Raw genomic sequence first — 19,265 nt, forward strand, 5'->3', positions numbered from 1 at the left:
GCTGCTGTCATCAAACGTGACATCAGGAGAGACTTGTGAGCGGCAATGCAGACCAGAAATACGATGAAGTTGTCCTCGGGCGGCGTTCAATCAGAGGCTATCTCGACAAGCCGGTTCCGCGCGCGCTGATCGAGGAAGTGCTGACGCTCGCGATGCGATCTCCCACCAGTATGAACACGCAGCCATGGCATTTCCACGTCATCACCGGGGAGCCGCTGGACCGCATCCGCAAGGGCAACACCGAGCGTATCCTTGCTGGCGAGCCAGACAGCCGCGAATTTCGGCGCGGGGAGCCATTTGCCGGCATCCACCGCGAACGCCAGATCGGCGTGGCAAAACAGCTGTTCGGCGCGATGGGCATAGAGCGCGATGACAAGGAAAAACGCCAGGACTGGGTGCTGCGCGGTTTCCGCCAGTTTGACGCGCCAGTCTGCGTGATCGTCACCTATGACCGGGAACTCGGCACCAGCGATGACACCGCATTTGATTGCGGCGCGGTCACCACCGCGCTCGTCAACGCGGCATGGTCACGCGGGCTTGGCTGTGTCATCAATTCGCAAGGGATCATGCAAAGCCCGGTGGTGCGCGAACACGCCGGAGTGCCGGACGATCAGGTCATCATGAAAGCAATCGCACTCGGCTGGCCCGACCCCGATTTCCCCGCAAACGCAGTGGTCAGCGAGCGTAAAAGCGTGGACGAGGCGGCGCGGTTTGTGGGGTTCGAATAGCCTGGGCCGCGCATCTCTTGGTCAGGCCACTGCGCCTTTTGTGTTCACAACCAGCGTATCGGCCTCGATGCAGCGCAGCAGGTCACTCGTCACGCTGCCGATAGTCGCTTGTTCGAACCCGCTTGCTCCGTGACTGCCGATCACGGCGAGGGCATCGGGCACGGTTTCTAGCCCGCGGCGCATCGCGACGGTCGGCCCGCCCTTGACCAGATCGAATGTGACCCCGCCTAGCCGCGGTTCTTTCACGGCAAGCGCGCTGATGAATTCTTCCATGTTCGACCGCTCGGCGCTTTCTATCTCGTCGGCGACATATTGGTCTTTCTGAAACGCCTGAAATGGCACGTGCCAGCCGTGGATGAGATGCATCTCTGCGTCCGGGAACATCCGGGCTGCGGTCAGGATTGCAAACTCCGACCCCTCCGAGAAATCCGTGCCCGCAACGATGTGGCTATAGGGGCCGTGCGCCCGGTTTTTCGTCACCAATACGGGCTTTTCGGTGTTACGCAGGACGTAATCCACCGCTGTGCCCAGCAGGTAATCGCCAATGGAATTGTAGCGCGCTGGGCCAATGACCAGCATCGATACGTCATCGACCATACAGGCATTTGCGATCGCTTTGGGCGGCGAGCCGGACACGAATTCAAATTCGACCGCTTCTGATAGCGGATCAGCCCCAGTCGCCTCACGCATCTTGCGATTAAGCTCCGCAATGTCGGGTGAATCATCTTCAGGAAGATTAGTTGCATGGACGAAGCGCAGCTTTGCGCCGGTCCGTTCGCTCAATTGTTTACCGCGATCAATCGCCCGATCCCCGCGTGAGCTGAAATCTGTGGCAACGACGATAACATCCCATGACATCGCATCTCTCCCCGACTGACAGGGAGATTGTGTATCATAAGCTGCAAATGTTTCTCAATAGCTTTGTGCGTCAGGCCGCTTATCTTAGCGAGACCACATTATCACTCGGTTCGCGCACACGGGTTCCGTTGAACAAGCTCAGCATAGGTTCGTCTGTCACAACGACGCATTCGGCATCGCCAAACCCGTTAAAGCCGGTTTTCATCGCCGCGCCGTATGCGCCCAGCATACCGATTTCGATGTAATCGCCAGCTTTGATATCGCCGGGAAGCGGGAACGGGCCTGCCATGTAATCGGCGTCATCGCAGGTCGGTCCGTAAAACGCGAAATCCTCCAGCGGATCGCGCAAATCCTCCTCCAGTGCGTTCACGGGGAAACGCCAAGCCACGTGCGCGGCATCGTATAGCGCGCCGTAGGCTCCATCATTGATGTACAGCTCATCGCCGCGCCGTTTCTCGACCCGCACGATCATGGAGCTGTATTCCGCGCACAGCGCCCGGCCCGGCTCGCACCACAGCTCTGCGTTATAAGCGATTGGCAGCGCGTAGAAATGCTGGTGGATGATCGCGAAATAATCATCGAGCGGGGGCGGCTCCATCCCGGGATAGATACTAGGAAAGCCTCCGCCCACATCGATCATGTCGATGACCACGCTGGCCTCTGCAATCGCGGCGCGGGTGCGATCCAGCGCCTGCACGAATGCGAACGGCGTCATCGCCTGGCTGCCGACGTGGAAACACACGCCCAGCCAATCACAATGCTGGCGGGCCTGCTGCAACAGCACAGGCGCTTCGGTAAGATCGCAGCCGAATTTGCTGGCGAGCGAAAGCTCCGAATATTCCGAAGAGACCCGGATGCGCACGCACAGGCGCAAATCGGTCGCCGCTTCACCGGTTTCGGGATCGCGGCAAGTCTCTACGATTTTTTCCAGTTCCTCCGCCGTGTCGAGGCTGAAGGTTTTGACGCCGTGTTCGAAATACGCCTCGCGGATCGCCTTGCGCGTCTTGATCGGGTGCATGAAGCACAGGCTCGCATCGGGCAGGACACCGCGCACCAGCCGCACCTCTGCGATGGAGGCGACATCGTAATGCGTCACGCCTGCATCCCACAATACCTCGATCAGGTCAGGGGCGGGATTGGCTTTGACCGCATACAGCACCTTGCCGGGAAATTTCTCGACAAAGAAACGCGCAGCGCGGCGCGCGGCGTGCGGGCGGTTCAGGATGACCGGCTCTTCGGGCGATAGCGCCCGTGCTACAGAAATGGCGTCAGAGTAGGTGTGCAATTCAAGGGACCCCCAGAAGGTTCAGCGTTTAACCAAACGGTTTTGAGGCTGCCTTGCGGTAAAAGTGTCCCTTGGGGCAGCGGAAGCGCGCATATAGCGATGCTGCGCGCTCTCGCAACTATAAATCATACACGCGGTGAAAGTTCCGTGATTTAGAACGAAATCGCTGGTGCCTGATCGACAGTGCCCTTTTCGCTATCGTCGAGCTGGTGGAAATCCGCCTGCTGAAACCCGAGCGCACCTGCGAAGAGCACCGCCGGGAAATTTTCACGCGCCGTGTTGAACCGCGCGACCGCAGCATTCAGCGCGCGGCGTGCCGCTGCCAGCTTGTCCTCGACATTGGCGAGTTCGCGCTGCAATTCCTGAAAATTGGCCGAAGCCTTGAGATCGGGATACGCCTCTCCGAGAGCCAGCAGGTTATCCAGCGCGATCTTCAGCCCCTGTTCGTCACCCGAAGAGGGCGAGCCTTTCGCAGCCTGATTGCGAGCGGAAATCACCGCCTCCAGCGTGGATGCCTCGTGACCGGCATACCCCTTCACCGTCTCGACCAGGTTGGGGATCAGATCGTGGCGCTGGCGCAATTGTGCATCGATATCGGCCACGCCCTGCCGCACATTCTGACGCAGACCCACCAGCCGGTTGTAGATACCCACGACCAGAACCGCCGCCAAGACGATCACTGCCAATACGATGATTGCGCCAAAACCCATTGTCCGCCCCTCCTTTACCGGGCAACTATATACTAACGGGGACAGGTTAAAAGATCGCATTGGCGCAGCACGCCGATGGGACAAGACGGCACGGGGGTGGCCACATTGATGCGGGCGGATGTTCAGGGATTGATGGCGGGGGAGCTGGGGGACTGGCTGTCCGATCAATCAATCATGCGCGAAAAGGCGAAAAAGACCGCATTTAACCGCTGGTTTTTCGGCGGGATCATTTTGCTGCCGATCCTTGCATTTCTATGGTTCGGCCCATTCGGCGAATGGCGCATGTTTGTCAGCTTTGCCGGGATCGCGGGGGTCAGCGCGTTCGGGTATCAGCCGATCCACGAGGCAAAGAAAGCGATCAAAGTCGGGATCAATTCGGCCATCGCGCGCAGCCTTGGCATCGAATACCAGCATGAAGTCGAGCCGGGTGCAGAATTCGAGGCATGCAAGCGATACGGTCTAGTCCCCGGATATGACCGCGACAGCTTCGAGGATCGCTGGTTTGGCGATGTCGAGGGGCATTCTTTCCAGCTGTACGAAACGCATCTGAGAGAGCGCCGCGGGTCAGGTAAAAATCGCCGCTATGTCACGGTGTTCCGCGGCGCCATTATCGCGATGGGTTTTGGCCGCCCGTTTCATTCGACCACCCTGCTCCAGCGCGCGGGAAAGCATAAATCATGGTTGGGCCTCGGCGGGCGCAAGGATAGCGTGACGTTCAGCGGCCACCGGCTCGATTACGTCGATCAGGTGCACCCGGCGTTCGAGGACGTTTTCGAGGTGTGGAGCGACGATCAGGTCGAGGCGCGCGTGATTGTCCACCCGTCCTATGTTGAGCACCTGCTCGCGCTGGAGCAGGCGTTTCACGGCGATGCGGTGCGCGCCCTGTTTGCACGCGGGCAGGTGATTGTGGCGGTCGAGAGCGGCAATCTGTTTGAGAGCGGATCGCTCGACGAAGCAGGTGATCATCAGCGCGTTGAAGCTGCGGCGGATCAATTCTCCGCGCTGGCCAAACTGGCCCTTGCCATCAACCAGAACGAGCGCGGTCGCACACTGGATGCGGACTAAGCGCGCTGCTTAACTAAGCCGTCCGCGAAAATCCTCGTAATCGAACCGCTTTACGCATTCGAGCGCGTCTGTTTCGCTGTCCCACAGCCAGATGCTCGGCAATTGCACGCCGTTGAACGTGTTGGTCTTCACCATGGAATAATGTGCCTGATCGAGGAATGCGAAGCGCGCCCCGGCCTCTGCGGGCACGGGCAAACGGTAATCGCCGATGACATCGCCGGCGAGGCAGGACGGCCCGCCAAGGCGGATCGGGATGCTTTCATCTTCAAGCTCGCCCATCATTGCCGGGCGATATGGTGCCTCCAGCACATCGGGCATGTGACATGTGGCGGAGATATCGGTGATGCCAATGGGCACTTCGTTAAAGCCGGTATCGAGCAGCGTGCCGACCAGAATGCCCGCATCGAGCGCAATGGCCTCCCCCGGCTCGATAATGATCTCCGCGCCTGTATCGGCGGCGGCATCGCGCAGAAATTCGGTTAGCGCATCACGCTCATAATCGGCGCGGGTGATGTGGTGCCCGCCGCCCATGTTGATCCATTTGAGCTGGCCGAACCACGGTTCGATCACGTCGAACACGCGGTCCCACGTTGCGCGCAGCGGTTCGAACGTCTGTTCGCACAGATTGTGAAAATGAATGCCCTCCACACCCTCCATCGCTTCTTCGGTCAACTGGTCGAGCGGGAAGCCTAGACGCGAGCCGGGCGCGCTGGGATCGTATTTCGCCACTTCACCAGTCGCGACCATCGGATTGATGCGCAGACCCACAGACACATCACCGCCGGTGGTTGCCGCATGGTCGAGAATATGCGCCGCGCGTTTCATCTGGCCGGGTGAATTGAAGATAACATGTTCAGACAGGCGGCAAATCTCGTCCAGTTCCTCCGGTTTGAACGCGGCGGAGTAGGTCGCGATTTCGCCGTCGTAAAACTCCGACGCCAGCCGCGCTTCCCACAGCCCACTGGTCGATACCCCGTCGAGGTATTCGCCCAGGATGTGCGCGGTCGACCACATGGAAAACGCCTTGAGCGCCGCGAATACCTTGATGCTGGCACCATCGCTCGCGGCTTCGTCACGGATACCCGCGAGGATCTGGCAATTCGCGCGCAGCTTTGCCGCGTCAACGACAAAAGCGGGGCTGTCGACGCGCGAAAGATCAAACTGGGCGAACGCGCCCGGATCACCGGCTTTGGTTTGCATGTGTGGGTCCTGTCTGGTTTCTCTGTCCGAAACAAACTCTAGAACGAAACCGGCCCATCCAGTTCAGTCACCTGCCATGGAAGACCGTGTTCGTTCAGCATTTCCATGAAGGGATCGGGGTCCATTTCTTCCATGTTGAACACGCCCTCTCCGCTCCATGTGCCGGTTACCATCATCGCAGTGCCGATCATTGCGGGCACGCCTGTGGTGTAGCTGACCGCCTGATTGCCGGTTTCTCTGTATGCAGCCTCGTGCGAGCAGATGTTGTTGATGTAGAACGTCTTCTCGCCTGAACCATCCAGCGCTTCGCCGGTGGCTATGCAGCCGATATTGGTGTTGCCCTTGGTCGTTTCGCCGAGGCTCTCCGGCTTTGGCAGAACCGCGGCGAGGAATTGCAGCGGCACGATTTCCTGCCCCTGATACCGGACCGGCTCGATGCTGGTCATACCCACATTCTGGAGCACGGTAAGGTGTTTGATGTATTCATCACCAAACGTCATCCAGAACCGCGCCCGCTCAATTTCGGGATTGAATTTGGACAGGCTTTCCAATTCCTCGTGATACATCAGATATGCCTGGCGCGTGCCGACCTTTTCAAAATCGAACGGGGTTGAAACCTGCATCGCAGGCGTTTCCACCCACTCGCCGTTTTCCCAATGCCGGGCCGGAGCGGTGACTTCGCGAATGTTGATTTCGGGATTGAAGTTGGTCGCAAACGCCTGACCATGATCTCCGCCATTGCAGTCGAGGATGTCGAGTGTGCGGATCGTCTTGAGCTTGTGCTTCTTCAGCCACATTGTGAACACGCTCGTCACACCGGGATCAAAGCCGGAGCCGAGCAGCGCCATCAGGCCCGCTGATTTGAACTTGTCGTGATAGGCCCACTGCCATTTGTATTCGAACTTCGCCTCGTCCTTCGGCTCGTAATTGGCGGTATCGAGATAATCTACGCCCGCCTCCAGACAGGCATCCATGATCGGCAAATCCTGATACGGGAGCGCGAGATTGACAACGTGGGTCGCGCCGACCTTTTTGATGAGGTTGACCATAGCGGGCACTTCTTCCGCGTCGATTTCGTATGTGGCGATGGTTTCGCCCGTGCGCTCTCTAACGCTCGCAGCGATGGCGTCGCACTTCGACTTCGTTCGGCTGGCGAGGTGGATTTCTGGGAAAATCTGCGGGTTCATAGCCATTTTGTGGACGCAAACCGAGCTGACGCCCCCTGCCCCGATCACCAGAACTGTCGACATAATCATGACCTTTCAAATTCGATTCTTGCGCGCTCACTACTGCAATGCGCTAAGTGGGACAAATGATCCGGTGTTTCCTACATCGGCGTCTTTCGGCAGGGTGAAATCATGGCAAATCCAATTCCAACACAGCCTATCGCTTCACGAGACGAAAATCGTTTGAAATCAGAGAATTCTTCTTCGCCAAGACCGTGTCACATGCGGTCCATGTCTCCCTACAAACCGGGGGCAACCGCATGAGCGATCAGGTTCGCAAACCCAATGCCGACGGTGTCGCAGCGGCGCTGGAAAGCATTCAGGCAATCCCGCTTGCGCCCACGCCCCTGCTTCCGGTCGAGATCGGCGGCGTGCAGGCGCATGTGAAGTGCGAGAACCTGCAACCCATCGGCGCGTTCAAGATCAGGGGCGCATGGTGGCGGCTCAAAAGTCTGGATGACGATCATGCCGTCGCCGTGTCGAGCGGCAATCACGCGCAGGGCGTGGCATGGGCGGCGCGCAAGCTGGGCCTGCGGGCAACCATCGTCATGCCGCGCGATGCGCCGCAGGTGAAACTGGACAACACCCGCGCGCTGGGCGCGGATATCGTGCTGTACGAACGGCCGGGGGAAGATCGCGACGGCGTGGCGGCGAAAATTATCGCCGAAAAAGGCGGCACGTTGGTCCATGCGTTCGGCGATCCTTGGGTCATGGAAGGGCAAGGAACCGCCGGGCTGGAGCTTGCGGCGCAACTGGGTCACGAGCCGAGCCGTATCATAACCTGCTGCGGCGGAGGCGGCCTCGCCGTGGGCCTGAGCCTCGCCTGCCCTGCAAGCGCAATCCATATCGTTGAGCCAGTGGGCTGGGACATGGTTGGCAAGGCGTTGGCCGCAGGCGAAATCGTCGAAGCTGCCGCAGACGCGCCGAAGACCATTTGCGACGCCCTGCAACCCAACGCGACCAAGCAGCTCAATCTCGACATGCTGGCCGGGCGGGCAGAACCGGGGATTACTGTCACGGATGAAGAGATTCGCGCGGCGCAGCGGTTTGCGTTTGCAAACCTGCACATCGTGCTCGAACCGGGCGGAGCAGCCGCGCTCGCCGCTGCACTGGCGAGCAAGGTGCCCGTCGACCCGGACACTGTCATCATGCTGACAGGCGGCAATGCCGATCCAGCCGCCTATGCCCGAACTATCGCAGCGGCTGAGACCGCAGAGGCGGTATAGCGGGTTTGACAATCCTCGCGCGCTTTCGCAGGGAGCGTGGCGATAGAGGGAAAAGGGGATCGCTTTCATGCAGGCACAAATGCTCGCGCCCGCCGCGATATTGGTGGTGTGGACGCTGATTGTCATGTTCTGGATCATACCGACGCGTTTTGGCGCGGTTGCAAAGATCAAGGACAATTCCAGCCTTTCCGGGCGCACGGGCCTGCGCGGCGGCGACCTGGAAGGCGTCATTCCGGACAAAGCAAATTGGCCTGCGCACAATCATACGCACCTGCATGAACAGCCGACGCTGTTTTACGCTACCGCAATTATGCTGGCGATTGCGGGCCCGGGTGCTCTCGATGTGACGCTGGCATGGGTATATTTGGCGCTGCGTATCGTGCATTCCCTGTGGCAGATACTCGTCAACACGCTGCCTGTGCGTTTCACCCTGTTCCTCGTCAGTTCGATAGTTCTGGTCGTCTTGGCCATCCGCGCGGTATTGGCGACTGTGTTCGCTGATCCAGCATCGCTTACCTGAATACAATTGATCGGAAAATTTGAGACATGATTGGAATGGATATCCTGCAACCGGCGGTCGCGCTGATGATCTGGACGATGATCATGTGGGCGTGGATGTACGCAACCCGAATTCCCGCAATGGGCAAAGCGCCCGATATCGAAAGCCCGGCCAAGCTGGTGGGCACCACCGGTTCTGAATTGCGCGCCAAATTGCCGGAAAAGGTCAATTGGAAAGCGGACAATTACAATCACCTGCACGAACAACCTACGGTGTTTTACGCGGTGGCAATCGTGCTCGCCATCCTTGGCTCTGGCGATGGGATGAACGCGTTTCTAGCGTGGATTTATGTGGGCCTGCGCGTGGCGCATTCGCTCGTGCAAGTCACCGCGAACCGCGTCATGGTTCGGTTTGTCCTGTTCGCGCTTTCCAGCCTCGTGCTGATTGCGCTGATATTCCATGCAAGCATCATGGTCTTCGACATTCACATTTGATGGTGCCGGGCGATGAGCGGCGGAGGGTGTTACTCCGCCGCTTCCACCTCGCGCTCTGCTGGCGCAGCTGCCATAGTGGCGAGGAAACGCTCCCCGTCCAGCGCGGCCATGCAGCCCATTCCCGCCGCGGTGACCGCTTGCCGATACACGTGATCGGTCACATCGCCAGCGGCGAACACGCCCGGCAACGCCGTTTTCGGGGTCCCCGGTTCCACATCGAGATAGCCGCTTTCGTCCATGGAAAGCTTACCCTTGAACAGTTCGGTCGCGGGGGCGTGGCCGATGGCTACGAATGCGCCGTCGACCTCCAATGTCGATTTTTCGCCGGTTTGCGTGTCTTCCAACGCGAGGTGATGCAGGGAGCCGTCTTCGCCCGCCTCGAAACTGGTGACCGTCTTGTTCCAGAGCGCGGTAATCTTGGGGTGGTTGAGCAGGCGGTCCTGAAGGATTTTCTCCGCGCGCAATTCATCGCGGCGGTGGATCAGGGTCACATCGTCGGAATGATTGGTCAGATACAGCGCCTCTTCGACGGCGGTGTTGCCGCCGCCGATAACCGCGACCTTCTTGCCCCGGTAAAAGAACCCGTCGCACGTCGCGCAGGCCGATACACCCTTGCCGCCCAGTTCCATTTCGCCTGGCGCGCCCAGCCATTTCGCCTGCGCGCCGGTGCAGATCACCAGAGTGTCGCCGACATATTCATCGCCGCTATCGCCGATCGCCGTATAGGGCGGGCCATTGTCGAGATCGACCGAGACGATGGTGTCCCACATCATGCGCGTGCCGACATGTTCGGCCTGCGCCTTCATCTCTTCCATCAACCACGGCCCCTGCACGACATCGCGAAAGCCGGGATAGTTTTCGACATCGGTCGTGATGGTCAACTGGCCGCCGGGTTGCAGCCCCTGCACCACAATCGGTTCAAGCATGGCGCGCGCAGCATAGATTGCCGCGCTGTATCCTGCCGGGCCGGAGCCGATAATAAGCATCTTGGTGCGATGGGTGGTGGCCATGTTTTGTATTCCTGTTGAACTGAAGCCCATGACTTAGGCGTTCATGCGCCGCGCTTCAATTCGCGCACGCAAGGATTGTCTTACGCATCCACAAGCTGTTCTTTGATTGCCGCCTGTTTCGCCGCATCCACCTGCAAAACTGCGTCCAGATAGCGGTCCGGATCGCCAAAGCGGCTTTGCACAGAATCGCGGGCTGCATTCAGAAACTCGGCATCCACGCCCATCAACACGCGCGCGGTCGCCTCGTCCCCTGCGCCATATTTTTCCCCGAGCAGTTGCATACCGTGGGCGATCCGTTCTTCGTTGCGGGGCGAATGATTGGTCAACAGGTAATCGTGCATTGCATCGTCAGGATGCACGCCAAGGATGTGGTGGAGCAGATCAACCGCAATGCCCGTGCGATCTTTTCCTGCGGCGCAATGAACCAGACTTGCGCCCTCCCCCGCAGCCAGCGCGGTAAAGAACCGGCGCAGGATTGAGTTCAGCCCCTCGCGGTCGGGCAGCGCGCCATACAGTTCGACCATAGCGCGGTGCGCGCTCGTCGCATCGATACTGCCCTCTGCTGCCTCTAAATGCGGGGCAAGCCCTGCCGTCTCCCCTTCGAAATACATCACCTCTGCGCCGAAATCATCGGGCCGCTGGCAAGTATGGCGCGCCCGCTCGCTATCTCCGCGCAGATCAATAACGTGTTTAAGCGATAGCGCCGAAACCGTCTCCAGATCGCTAGTGGTCGCGTCTGCATGGTGCCCGGATCGAAAGAGCAAACCGGTTCTGACCCGCCCGCCTCCGGTCACAGTGTATCCGCCGTAATCGCGGAAATTATGGATGCCTTGAGTAGGAAGGAACGGGTCGCTGGGCGTAGATCGAATCATGTGCGTGAGAGTGGCAGCGCCGCGCACCGCGCACAACCGCAGCGCGCGTTTGCATCCATTTCGTATTCACCAACCCTAGTGCGAATGCGTAGTGGCGCGAAAAGGGGCATTTGGTAACCATCGGAGTAACCATAACCGCGTCTACCCCAAGCAAAGCAATCACAAGGTGTTTCACAATGGCCCGCATACTCATCGCCGATGATGATGATCTGATTGCGCAGATGGCTTGCGACATCCTGCTTGATGCCGGACATGCCTGCGGCTGGGTGACCAGCGGCGAACATGCGTGGGATTTGATGGAGACGCGGCGACCTGACATCTTGCTGCTGGATCAGGATATGCCCGGAATGTCTGGCGTCACATTGCTGCGTAAACTTCGCGGATCGCAATTTTTCTATGATCTGCCCGTCATCATGTTCACCGCGATGACCGACGAAGCGGACGAGACCCGCGCCATTTATGCCGGCGCTCAGGAATACCTGCGAAAACCCTTCACTAAGCAAGGGCTGTTGAGCAAAATCACCGATGTGCTGATGCGGCGCGGGCGCGATTTGCATGTCGATCTGAAAACGCGCGTGGCGCGCGAAGCCGGTTTTCTTGAAGAAACAAGCAGTTTGAAACGGCGCTGGGTCTAAACTTGGCAGCCCGTCAGTCGGCAGCAAGATCGCCGCAGAAATCAGACGTCCACGCCTGCACATTGTCATCGCGCACGGTCTCGACCATCGCTTCATAACGCGATTTGCGCTCTTCCAATGGCATGTCGAGCGCAGTTTCGATTGCGCGGGAAAGCAGATCGGGACTGTGCGGGTTGACAATCAAGGCGCCCTTGCCATCGCATGACAGCTGATGCGCTGCTCCGGCAAAATCGGACAGGATAAGTACGCCCGGATCTTCAGGGTCCTGCGCCGCGACATATTCTTTCGCGACGAGGTTCATGCCATCGCGCAGGGGCGTGACCAGACCGATCTTGGCCGCGCGGAAAAATCCGTACAGCTCGGCATGGCTGTAACCCTGGTTGACGTAGCGGATCGGCACCAGATCAACTTCACTGCGCGCACCGTTGATCTGGCCCGTCTTCTGCTCCAACGTTCCGCGAATTTTCTGATAGCTTTCAACATCTTCCCGGCTGGGCGGAGCGATCTGGATAAACACCAGATCGCGCACGCGTTCGGGGTGTTGGTCGAAAAACCGGCCGATTCCATCAATACGTTCGGGCAGGCCTTTGGAATAATCGAGCCGGTCCACCCCGATCATCCCGGTGCGATGCCGGGTAGAGGCAAGCAGCCGCTGCGCGGCCTGACGCGCATCGCCGGTGTCGCCCTGTTTCTGGAAATGGTCCCAGTCGATCCCGATGGGATAGGCGCGCGCAATCGTGGTGCGACCCTCATGGGTGATGCGGCCCGTTTCTGGATCGACATCCGCTCCCAGTTCGGTCTGGCAATAGTGGACGAAACTGGACAGCCATTCCTCGGTCTGGAATCCGATAATGTCATAGCTGAGCATGGTCAGCACCAACCGTTCATGGAACGGCAGCGAAGTCAGCAGGCGTGTTGGCGGCCAAGGGGTGTGCAAGAAAAATCCGATACGGTTTTTCGCGCCGCGTTCCCGCAGCCGGCTGCCGATCGGGATGAGATGATAGTCATGCACCCAGACCAGATCGTCTTCTTCGATCAGAGGCAGGACGCTTTCAGCGAAGCGTTCATTCACACGCTCGTAACCGCGCCCGGTTTCATTCTCAAATTCAGCTAGGTCTATGCGGTAATGGAACAGCGGCCATAGGGTCGAATTGGCGTAGCCGTTGTAATATTCGTCCACGTCGCGGCTCGACAGATCGATGGTCGCTGTGGTCACGCCGTCACTGCGCACCAGGTTCATGTTTCCGGTGCGGTCTTCGCTTTCCTCACCCGACCAACCGAACCACAGCCCGCCGCGATCCTTTAGCGCCGCGTTCAGCGCGCCCGCCAATCCGCCCTGCGCACCCGCCGCGCCGCGCGCTTTGGGCACGGCCACTCGGTTGGAAATCACGACAAGGCGGCTCATGAAAAGGTTATCGCACTTCACTCCAGGATTTGGACAATAGACCGGCGCAGTTGATTACCCCTACCAGCGAGTAGGTCTGCGGGAAGTTCCCCCAAAGCTCTCCGGTTTCGTAATCGAGGTCTTCCGAAAGCAGGCCGGATTGCGTCGTGTGGCTAAGCATCGTGGTGAACAGCTTGCACGCCTCTTCGTCCCGTCCGGCGAGGTGCAGCGCCTCGATCAGCCAGAACGTGCAGACATTGAACGCGGTTTCCGGCGCGCCGAAATCATCCTCTGCAGCGTAACGCAGCATGTGGTCGCCGCGCCGCAAATGTTCCTCGACGGCGGCGAAGGTCTGCTGGAACCGTTCGTTATCGGGCGAGAGAAAACGCAATTCGACCATTTGAAGCAGGCTTGCGTCGAGATAGTCGCTTTCAAAACTCGCACCGTAATGCCCGCCTTCGCCGTTTTCTTTCCACGCTTCGGCTTCAATTTTGGCGCGGATGCTGTCGGCGCGCTCCCGCCAAAGCTGTGCGCGGTCCTCCTTGCCGATATGCGCCGCCACATTGGCCAGCCTGTCACACGCGGCCCAGCTCATCACGGCGGAATAGGTGTGCACTTCTTGACGGGTGCGAAATTCCCACAGGCCCGCATCTGGCTGATCGTGCATCGCCCAAGCCATTTTGCCGACCTGCTCAAGATTTTCGAAATCCCGCTCGTCCGCCATCCGAAGCAGGCGCGTGTCGAAAAAGCTTTGCGCGCTCGGCAAGACGATCTGCCCATAACAATCGTGCTGGATTTGTTTGTAGGCCGCATTGCCGCGGCGCACCGGTCCCATGCCGCGATATCCGGCGAGGTAGCTGGCTGTGGTTTCATCCAGCTCGCTTTCGCCCATCACCGAATACAGCGGCTGGATCTGCCCGCCGCGCGCACCGTCCACGATGTTGCGCAGATAGGTGAGGTATTTCTCCATCACATCGAGCGCGCCGAGGCGGTTAAGCGCTTGGATCGTGTAGTAGGAATCGCGGATCCAGCAGTACCGGTAATCCCAGTTCCGCTCCGAATCCGCAGCCTCCGGGATCGAGGTCGTCAGTGCCGCGACGATCGCGCCCGTTTCTTCATGCTGGCAGAGTTTCAGCGTGATGGCGCAGCGGATGACCTCTTCCTGCCATTCGAACGGAATCGCGAGCATCCGCACCCAGTTTTGCCAGTATTTGCGCGTCGCCTGCTCCATCGAACGGACTTCTTCGCGCAGATTGCCGACGAAAGGTTCATCCGGGCCGAGGAAGAAATGGGTGTCCTCCTCGATACGGAAAGTGCGCCCTTCCATAATGTAGCCGACCGGCGCATCGGTGGAGAGGCGCAGAGCCTGAGGTCCGACCAGATACCGGATGTGGTTCGTGCCGTGCGTGGTATCGGCAATCTGCGCGCCGTAATTCTTGACCGGGTTCAGCACCACGCGGATGCGCGGATTGCCGGATATGGGCCTTACGATACGAACATAGGCAACGGGCCGGTACATGCGGCCCGATCGTTCGTAGCGCGGACAGAAATCGAGGATCTCAACCGCGCTGCCATCGCTCGCCTCCAGCGTCGTGACCAAATGCGGCGTGTTGCGAATATATTCCTGCTTCGCGTTGCATTGCCCCTCCAGCTCGAATCGCCAGATACCCGCATCACGCTGCTCGCCGTTGAGCAGCGCGGAGAAAACCGGATCGCCATCAACGCGCGGCACACAGCCCCACACCAGCGCGCCAGTCTGGTCGATGAGGCCGGAAACCTGACAATTGCCAATCGGCCACAGTTCAAGATTGGGAAGGCGCGTTTCTGTCATAGTTCCAGCCATTTGTGCACGGATTGAACAGTGGGAAGGCGGAATACCGCGCGCGTATCGCTGCGCGTTCCGACTAGGATACCTGCCCCGCCGGCCGCCTCACATGCGGCAAAGCCGGCTTCGTCGGTCAGGTCATCCCCGATGAAGAATGGGCGCGATCCGGCGAAGGGTGGCTCTTTCATAAAAGCGGAGACCGCTGCACCCTTGTTCGCGGTTTTCGCCACCACTTCGATCACGCATTTACCGCCCTGCGCGGCCCAACCGTGTTTTTCAGCCAACTCATTTGCGAAATTTTCAGCAGCTACGCCAGCATCGGGTTTGGCGCGGTAATGCAGCGCGCCGCCATGCGGTTTTTCTTCGTAATCAATGCCGTGTTCCTCTGCGAATGCTCGCAGCGCCTGCTCGATCTCTTGCGGCAATGCCTTTGCGCCTGCGCCCACACTGATCCCGTCGCGGCGGCGCATGTCGGAGCCGTGCGAACCTGCCCCGGCGACCGGCAAAGGTCCAATATGCTTTTCGATATCGGACAATCCGCGCCCGCTCACCACAGCGCAGCGCCCACCCAACCGGTCCGCAAGCGCGCCCAGGGCATCGGCCAGCCCATCGCGCGGCTTGATCGCATCCGGCCCCGGCGCAAGCTCCACAAGCGTCCCGTCAAAGTCGAGAAACAGCGCCGCCGGACCAGCCTCGATCAGCGAAGCAAGCGAGGGCGGCGGGCCGGGATTGATGCTGGAATGCATGACATCCGGCATAGAGCGTCAGGCCGGGCCGTCAATAACTACGCTGCACTGCAACAGGATCAATCACCGCTGATCTGCAAGCAGCCCGCGCCCGATGACCTGCGCCTGTATTTCCGCCGCGCCTTCGAAGATGTTGAGGATGCGCGCATCGCACAGCACCCGGCTGATCGGATATTCCAGAGCATAGCCGTTGCCTCCGTGAATCTGCACGGCATTGTCGGCGGCGCTCCACGCCGTGCGGGCGCCAAGCAGTTTTGCCATGCCCGCTTCGATATCGCAGCGATTGCCGCGATCTTTCTGGCGCGCAGCGAAATAGGTCAGCTCACGGCTCATCACGATCTCCACCGCCATGAGGGCCAGTTTATCAGACACGCGCGGAAACTGGGTGAGCGGCGCGCCAAATTGCTTGCGACCGAGCGCATAATCAAGCGCAAGGTCAAAGGCATTCCACGCAACCCCGATTGCGCGTGCGGCGGTCTGGATACGCGCGCCCTCAAATGTGCGCATTAATTGTTTGAACCCCTGCCCCTCTGCCCCGCCGAGAAGCGCATCGCCGCGAACGGCAAAGCCATCAAAGCCGAGCGCATATTCTTTCATGCCGCGATAGCCCAGAACCTCGATCTCGCTGCCATCTATGCCTTCATCGGGGAAAGGATTGGCATCACACCCGCGCGTTTTTTCAGCGAGAAACATGGAAAGCCCGCGATAGCCCGGCTCATCAGGATTGGTGCGTACCAGCAATGTCATCAAGTCGGCGCGCGCGGCGTGGGTGATCCATGTCTTTGCGCCGTCGATCTGCCAATTGTCATCGCCTGCGGCTCGTCCGCGGGTCCGCACACTGGCGAGGTCCGACCCCGTATCAGGCTCTGTGAAAACAGCGGTGGGCAGGATGCTACCGTCAGCAATGCCCGGCAAAAATTTGGCTTTTTGCGCCTCAGTCCCGTTTTCGCCGATCAACTCGCCCGCAATTTCGGACCGAGTGCCTAGCGAACCTGCGCAAATCCAGCCGCGCGAAAGCTCCTCCGACACGACCGACATCGCCAGTTTGCCCAAGCCCAGCCCGCCGTGGCTTTCCGCGATACACACACCGAACACGCCAAGCTGCGCCATTTCAGCGATCACGCTGTCCGGGATCAGGTCATCGGCGAGATGCCATTCGTGTGCGTGCGGAGTAATCCGGTCGGCGGTAAAGGACCGGAATTGTTCGCGGATCATGTCCAGCGTATCATCGCCAAGCCTCTCGTCCGGGCGGATGCCTTCGCTCAGCAATTCGGCAAAGCGCGCGCGGGTTGCAGGTGTGCTGCCTTCATCGATGAACCGGCACACCGCCGCATTGGCGGCCAGATCTTCAGCAGCTGCCTGCGCGCCGAGCGCGGCTGGACGGACCACTTCGCTCGCGCTCATCGGCACGCCGTGAATCAACTGCGCGCAATATTCGCCGAACCCGATGCGCAAGGTCAGTTCTTCCGCTTCGCCATAGGCTCCGTTTTCCTCGGCGCGCGCAGCCCAGTCAGATAGAGCCTCCAATGCTGCGGCGCTGGACGCGATCCAGGCGAAACCGTGCACCTTGTGCTGTTCGCGCGTGATTGCTGCCGGATCGGTGCCGACATCATCGCGTACAGCGGCGCGGACTGCGCTGGTGTAATTCTTGGCTGCAAGCGCGGCATCGCGCGCCGCCGAAATCCATTCATTCATAGGGCAACTCGCTAGCAGAGCGCGGCGCGTGAGCAGGCCGCTTCAATTTGAGAGGGCGGGCGGGGCTTTCAGATCGCATGGGCTTTCAGCGCCTCGTAATCACCACGGCTTGCCTCCGCAACGCGCGCAAACTGCCCGTCCAGTTCGGGCAAATCGCCCCGCGGCGGTCCAAACCCGGTGGATGCGTTGACTTTGTCATACCAATGCGCACCCCACACGCCGTCTTCGGGTTTTGCGCCCGGCTCCCAAGACAGCATGGCCGGGTGCCAATCGATATTCAGAGCCTTGCAAAGCCGTTTGAGAACGCCCTCCGGGTTTTGCAGCACCGCATCACTATCAATGACCGGCGGAGCGGCGCCAGTGCGGTCTGCCTCTTCTTCAAAATATTGGCGCAATTTGGTAAAACCAAGCGCCTCTGGTTCGCGCAATTCATTCTTGCCACGGTAACTTGCGACAACTCGCTCAGGCGCGCGGATCAGGAAAGCGTGGCGATGGTCTGGAAAATTGCGGATCGAAACGGGGCCTATCATGTGGTGCGGCATATGCTTTTGATACCAGACTGCTTTGCCCTCTGGCACCGGACCGGACTGCGTACGAAGGATGCTGCGCCAGTCGCAGTCCATATCGGCGATGGTTTCCTGCGCCATCGGGTGCTGCTCTCCGCTGTTCTTTAGAAACGCGCCGTAGAACGGCTCATCAGACACCGTGCAGTCACGCCGCGCACCAAAACTGCGCATCATCGCGGTCGAGATATTGCGCGGGCCAGACCACATCGCGATCCTGATACTCACGCTGAAACGTCCCGGTCCATCAGCCCCTTGTACAGACGTTGCAAGCGTTCAACCATCGGTCCCCTGCCGTCTGTCAGACTACGCCCGTCAGTCTCTGTTACCGGAACAACGCCCGCAAATGTACCGGTCACAAACGCCTCATCCGCGCCGTATACATCGGTGAGGGAGAAATTCTTTTCGAACACCGGAATACTTTCTTCGCGGCAGATCTGGATGACATTGCTACGGGTGATCCCGCCCAGGCAATAATCACCGCTGGAGGTCCAGACCTCGCCCTTTCGCACGATGAAAAAATGTGTCGAATTGCAGGTCGCGACGAAGCCGTGCGGGTCCAGCATCAGCGCCTCGTCCGCACCGGCCTGCGCGGCCTGAATGCAGGCGGTGATACAGTTCAGCTTGCTGTGCGAATTAAGTTTTTGGTCCTGCACCGCTGGATCGCCGCGCCGCACATGCACCGTGAACAGGCGTATGCCGTGTTCGATGGTCGCAGGCAACGCCGCCTTGTATTCGGGGATGATCACGATGGTAGCCGGCGAAATGATTACGCGCGGGTCCTGATACGGCGTAGAGCGAATGCCGCGCGTCACCATAAGGCGGATATGCACGCCCTCCTGGTCCCGCATATCATTGCCGTCGATTACTGCCTCAAGCCGCCGGACAAGAGCTTCGCGTGAAAGGCCAATATCCATCGCGATCGCCTTTGCTCCTTCAAACAACCGGTCGAGATGCGCGTCCAGAAACGCAATCCGGCCACGATGCAGGCGCAACCCCTCCCAAACGCCATCGCCAAGCATGAAGCCGCTGTCGAAGACCGACACGCTTGCCTCGGCACGCGGAAACAGCGTCCCGTTCACATCGATCAGGATGGTTTCGTTGCGGGGATCGGGGGCGAAATCATGCGTGCCTTTAGCCATGCCTCCTTGTCTAGGCAGATCGGCGCGGCTGACAACCATCTGCGCATTTACGGGCGGCGCGATCCATCATCTGTCCACATTTCATCGCTAGCTTATTCTTGG

The 19,265-nt window shown here is 59.6% G+C and carries 19 protein-coding genes; 6 read left to right on the plus strand and 13 right to left on the minus strand.

What is annotated here, in order from left to right; all coding sequences use genetic code 11:
* Positions 1-35 precede the first annotated feature (35 nt).
* Complete coding sequence (locus ACGHU1_RS02375; RefSeq protein ID WP_390583014.1) at positions 36-728, plus strand: nitroreductase; 693 nt, start codon at positions 36-38, stop codon at positions 726-728.
* A 21-nt stretch (positions 729-749) separates the two neighbouring features.
* Here the strand turns inward: ACGHU1_RS02375 and ACGHU1_RS02380 are convergent, their stop codons facing one another.
* The 3 genes from ACGHU1_RS02380 to ACGHU1_RS02390 all read right to left on the minus strand — a co-directional run bounded on the left by ACGHU1_RS02380 (position 750) and on the right by ACGHU1_RS02390 (position 3,581).
* A complete protein-coding gene (locus ACGHU1_RS02380) occupies positions 750-1,586 on the minus strand; it encodes a universal stress protein (protein ID WP_390583016.1) in 837 nt (278 codons plus the stop codon).
* A 79-nt stretch (positions 1,587-1,665) separates the two neighbouring features.
* The gene (locus ACGHU1_RS02385) at positions 1,666-2,871 is read right to left on the minus strand and encodes a type III PLP-dependent enzyme (RefSeq protein WP_390583017.1); all 1,206 of its coding nucleotides are present in this window, start codon (positions 2,869-2,871) and stop codon (positions 1,666-1,668) included.
* A 152-nt stretch (positions 2,872-3,023) separates the two neighbouring features.
* Positions 3,024-3,581: a LemA family protein gene (locus ACGHU1_RS02390; protein WP_390583019.1), complete on the minus strand. Its 558-nt coding sequence runs from the start codon at positions 3,579-3,581 to the stop codon at positions 3,024-3,026.
* 96 nt (positions 3,582-3,677) lie between these two features.
* On the opposite strand from ACGHU1_RS02390, the gene ACGHU1_RS02395 reads away from it, so the two are divergent.
* Positions 3,678-4,646 (plus strand): DUF3137 domain-containing protein, encoded by a 969-nt coding sequence (locus ACGHU1_RS02395; protein ID WP_390583021.1) that lies wholly within the window; start codon positions 3,678-3,680, stop codon positions 4,644-4,646.
* Between the two features lie 9 nt (positions 4,647-4,655).
* Here ACGHU1_RS02395 and ACGHU1_RS02400 read toward each other — a convergent pair whose 3' ends face one another.
* Both ACGHU1_RS02400 and ACGHU1_RS02405 read right to left on the minus strand, forming a co-directional pair.
* The gene (locus ACGHU1_RS02400) at positions 4,656-5,846 is read right to left on the minus strand and encodes a carboxynorspermidine decarboxylase (protein ID WP_390583023.1); all 1,191 of its coding nucleotides are present in this window, start codon (positions 5,844-5,846) and stop codon (positions 4,656-4,658) included.
* Between the two features lie 38 nt (positions 5,847-5,884).
* Complete coding sequence (locus ACGHU1_RS02405; RefSeq protein WP_390583025.1) at positions 5,885-7,096, minus strand: saccharopine dehydrogenase family protein; 1,212 nt, start codon at positions 7,094-7,096, stop codon at positions 5,885-5,887.
* 236 nt (positions 7,097-7,332) lie between these two features.
* Here ACGHU1_RS02405 and ACGHU1_RS02410 point away from each other — a divergent pair, with 236 nt between their 5' ends.
* From ACGHU1_RS02410 to ACGHU1_RS02420, 3 genes are all read left to right on the plus strand, one after another.
* Complete coding sequence (locus ACGHU1_RS02410; RefSeq protein ID WP_390583027.1) at positions 7,333-8,298, plus strand: threonine/serine dehydratase; 966 nt, start codon at positions 7,333-7,335, stop codon at positions 8,296-8,298.
* A gap of 67 nt (positions 8,299-8,365) precedes the next feature.
* Positions 8,366-8,818: an MAPEG family protein gene (locus ACGHU1_RS02415; RefSeq protein WP_390583029.1), complete on the plus strand. Its 453-nt coding sequence runs from the start codon at positions 8,366-8,368 to the stop codon at positions 8,816-8,818.
* A gap of 26 nt (positions 8,819-8,844) precedes the next feature.
* Positions 8,845-9,291 carry an MAPEG family protein gene (locus tag ACGHU1_RS02420; protein WP_390583031.1) on the plus strand — a complete coding sequence of 149 codons (447 nt, stop codon included), beginning with the start codon at positions 8,845-8,847 and terminating at the stop codon, positions 9,289-9,291.
* 29 nt (positions 9,292-9,320) lie between these two features.
* Here the strand turns inward: ACGHU1_RS02420 and trxB are convergent, their stop codons facing one another.
* Positions 9,321-10,301: a thioredoxin-disulfide reductase gene (gene trxB, locus ACGHU1_RS02425; RefSeq protein ID WP_390583032.1), complete on the minus strand. Its 981-nt coding sequence runs from the start codon at positions 10,299-10,301 to the stop codon at positions 9,321-9,323.
* 80 nt (positions 10,302-10,381) lie between these two features.
* Positions 10,382-11,173 (minus strand): tyrosine-protein phosphatase, encoded by a 792-nt coding sequence (locus ACGHU1_RS02430; protein ID WP_390583034.1) that lies wholly within the window; start codon positions 11,171-11,173, stop codon positions 10,382-10,384.
* A 176-nt stretch (positions 11,174-11,349) separates the two neighbouring features.
* Here ACGHU1_RS02430 and ACGHU1_RS02435 point away from each other — a divergent pair, with 176 nt between their 5' ends.
* The gene (locus ACGHU1_RS02435) at positions 11,350-11,808 is read left to right on the plus strand and encodes a response regulator (RefSeq protein ID WP_390583036.1); all 459 of its coding nucleotides are present in this window, start codon (positions 11,350-11,352) and stop codon (positions 11,806-11,808) included.
* Between the two features lie 13 nt (positions 11,809-11,821).
* On the opposite strand, the gene ACGHU1_RS02440 is transcribed toward ACGHU1_RS02435, so the two are convergent.
* From ACGHU1_RS02440 to ACGHU1_RS02465, 6 genes are all read right to left on the minus strand, one after another.
* Positions 11,822-13,213 (minus strand): trehalose-6-phosphate synthase, encoded by a 1,392-nt coding sequence (locus ACGHU1_RS02440; RefSeq protein ID WP_390583037.1) that lies wholly within the window; start codon positions 13,211-13,213, stop codon positions 11,822-11,824.
* A 7-nt stretch (positions 13,214-13,220) separates the two neighbouring features.
* Positions 13,221-15,023 (minus strand): glycoside hydrolase family 15 protein, encoded by a 1,803-nt coding sequence (locus ACGHU1_RS02445; RefSeq protein WP_390583039.1) that lies wholly within the window; start codon positions 15,021-15,023, stop codon positions 13,221-13,223.
* Complete coding sequence (gene otsB / locus ACGHU1_RS02450) at positions 15,020-15,763, minus strand: trehalose-phosphatase (protein WP_390583041.1); 744 nt, start codon at positions 15,761-15,763, stop codon at positions 15,020-15,022. Before otsB ends, ACGHU1_RS02445 begins: the two co-directional genes overlap by 4 nt.
* Positions 15,764-15,826: 63 nt before the next feature.
* Positions 15,827-17,458, minus strand: coding sequence for an acyl-CoA dehydrogenase family protein (locus ACGHU1_RS02455; RefSeq protein WP_390583042.1), 1,632 nt, complete (start codon positions 17,456-17,458; stop codon positions 15,827-15,829).
* A gap of 68 nt (positions 17,459-17,526) precedes the next feature.
* On the minus strand, positions 17,527-18,249 hold the full coding sequence (locus tag ACGHU1_RS02460) for an HAD family hydrolase (protein ID WP_390583044.1): 723 nt from the start codon (positions 18,247-18,249) through the stop codon (positions 17,527-17,529).
* Positions 18,246-19,163, minus strand: a complete 918-nt coding sequence (locus tag ACGHU1_RS02465; protein ID WP_390583046.1) for an aminotransferase class IV — start codon at positions 19,161-19,163, stop codon at positions 18,246-18,248. Before ACGHU1_RS02465 ends, ACGHU1_RS02460 begins: the two co-directional genes overlap by 4 nt.
* Positions 19,164-19,265: the final 102 nt, after the last annotated feature.

The sequence above is a fragment of the Erythrobacter sp. MTPC3 genome, from assembly GCF_042854385.1.
Taxonomy (GTDB): Bacteria; Pseudomonadota; Alphaproteobacteria; order Sphingomonadales; family Sphingomonadaceae; genus Erythrobacter.